This is a genomic window from Microcoleus asticus IPMA8 (assembly GCF_013179805.1).
Taxonomy (GTDB): Bacteria; Cyanobacteriota; Cyanobacteriia; order Cyanobacteriales; family Microcoleaceae; genus Microcoleus; species Microcoleus asticus.
This window is the reverse complement of record NZ_SRRZ01000282.1, coordinates 1-1,960: the sequence shown is the minus strand read 5'-3', so window position 1 is coordinate 1,960 and position 1,960 is coordinate 1. Positions and strand designations below refer to the sequence as shown.

The window sequence follows — 1,960 nt, the reverse complement described above, 5'->3', positions numbered from 1 at the left end:
CTTCTTGCCGTTTTTACGGATATGGGTTGATTTACATTCTGGGCATTGCATAAATTATTCCTCCTATTCATACTCTAACTCAGCAACGCCGGCGTTGGACGTTGAACCTTTGGTTTCTCGCGACCAATTTGAGGAAGCCGAGACGGCGGTGATGGCTCAGTCAAGTTGCAGCCGCTAAGAATCCCTACCAAAAGCAGAGCGATCGCCCATCCTTTATAACCTTGCCTCATTGCCGCTGCTCCCAACTTGCTTGTCTGCCTTTCTGCAAGCTTACAACGTCGTGCCACAGGTACTTATCACTCATTACTCCTACTGTTGTTTTTCAGTCAGCATTTCAGTAATGCAGGAATGAATGCAGTAATGCAGTAAGTAATAAAAATGAAGCTGCAAGGTTTGAGAAGTACGTTAAAAGCACGGCTACCCAGAAGAATAAGTCGATCGGCTTTCATAGCAATTCAACCCTGTATCAGTAGCCGATGCCCAAACAAGTGCTATATTACTGTATTAAGTATTTCAGTAATGCAGTAAATAATGCAGTAAGTAACTATGGCAAAGATTGTTGCTTTCGTAAATCAGAAAGGCGGGTGCGCCAAAAGCACTACAGCCGTACATTACGCTCATTGGCTCGTGCAGCAAGGCAAGCAAGTGTTGATAGTGGATGCTGATGCTCAGCGGTCTAGTTCGCAGTGGTGCAGCAGAATGGAACCGAGCATCGCTACTCAGGTACTGCAAAGCCCGGATGACCTCTTAGACCAGTTGACTGACTTAGCTGCTACCGTTGACTACCTGGTAGTGGATGGCCCTGCTGGTTTGAGTGAAGCAACCAGGGCAATCTTGATGAGAGCTGACTTAGCGGTGGTGCCAGTTCAACCGAGCGGTATTGACGTGCAATCAGCCGCTGATGCGGTGAGGCTCATCAAACAAGCTCAATCGGTAAGACAAGGCCCGCCTCAAGCAGTGATGTTTCTCAGTCGTGCGGTAAAGGGAACAAAGCTCAAAACCGAAGCAATGGAGTTGTTGGGGAAACTTGCACCCACCATCAAAGTGCTCAAATCGGTCGTTCACCAAAAACAAGTGATTGCTGATTCTTCGGGTCAAGCAGCTACTGTATGGGATTTGGGCGGTCAACCAGCCAAAGATTCTGGCAAAGAGTACAGCCGACTGTTTAAAGAAATCATGGGAGCGTTGAAATGAGTAGCAAGAAACGCAAACCACTTGGCAGTGCGATGGAAGAATTTGTTTTTGGTACACAGGAAGCTGCATCACCAACACCACGACAAGTTGTATCGCCAGCAGCAACGCCCGCAGCATCGCTAACACCAGAAGCTGTATTGCCCGCAACACCACCGGAAATTGCATTACCAGTCGCTATACAACCGCAACCGGAAGCATTGGCACCAGACCCAGTACCTATTCAATCAAAGGAGCCTAGCCTGATGAGCAAACTTCAAGCACCCGATAAAGAAGCCACGGTCAGGTTTACCGTGGATATGTCGGAAACTCTGCACCGCAAACTGTCGATGTTGGCGGCAAAGACAGGGCGCAAGAAAGTAGATATCGTGCGGATGCTGTTGGAGGATGGATTGAAGGAGGTGGACAGGTAAAAGCGAGCGTTCTAGCCCGCTTCAAGGTAGTGAAAAACTTCTCCAAACCTTCGGAATTTTGTAGCGGGCTGGCGACACAGTGGTTAGCCCACTAACCGTCCGGCAAATCAGGGATTGAACTCTACACACCAGGGCTGAGAGAATGCGCTAGTTGGTATGGAAGGGTGATCGTCCCAATTCAGCCTATGATCGGATTGATGCGCGTTCAATCTGTGGGAGTATTGATCGCCCGCCTTTTGGCTTCACACAATGCTCGCGTTTTCATCCAGAAGTGTTGAATGCTTATTTGATAGGATTCTGAAAATAGACATACGAATCCTATAAACTGGTGATTTCAGCAATTAAAAACAAGTTCC

Annotated in this window: 2 protein-coding genes; both read left to right on the top strand. The window is 47.9% G+C overall.

From position 1 onward, the window contains the following. The first annotated feature begins 546 nt into the window (after positions 1 to 546). Positions 547 to 1,194: an AAA family ATPase gene (locus E5S67_RS31840; protein WP_172193462.1), complete on the top strand. Its 648-nt coding sequence runs from the start codon at positions 547 to 549 to the stop codon at positions 1,192 to 1,194. Beyond that, on the top strand, positions 1,191 to 1,604 hold the full coding sequence (locus tag E5S67_RS31835) for a CopG family transcriptional regulator (RefSeq protein ID WP_172193460.1): 414 nt from the start codon (positions 1,191 to 1,193) through the stop codon (positions 1,602 to 1,604). Before E5S67_RS31840 ends, E5S67_RS31835 begins: the two co-directional genes overlap by 4 nt. Positions 1,605 to 1,960: the final 356 nt, after the last annotated feature.

What these genes read in the sequence shown, in the direction of transcription:
- E5S67_RS31840 (WP_172193462.1), top strand. Translation starts at nt 547, where the DNA reads ATGGCAAAGATTGTTGCTTTCGTAAATCAGAAAGGCGGGTGCGCCAAA.
- E5S67_RS31835 (WP_172193460.1), top strand. Translation starts at nt 1,191, where the DNA reads ATGAGTAGCAAGAAACGCAAACCACTTGGCAGTGCGATGGAAGAATTT.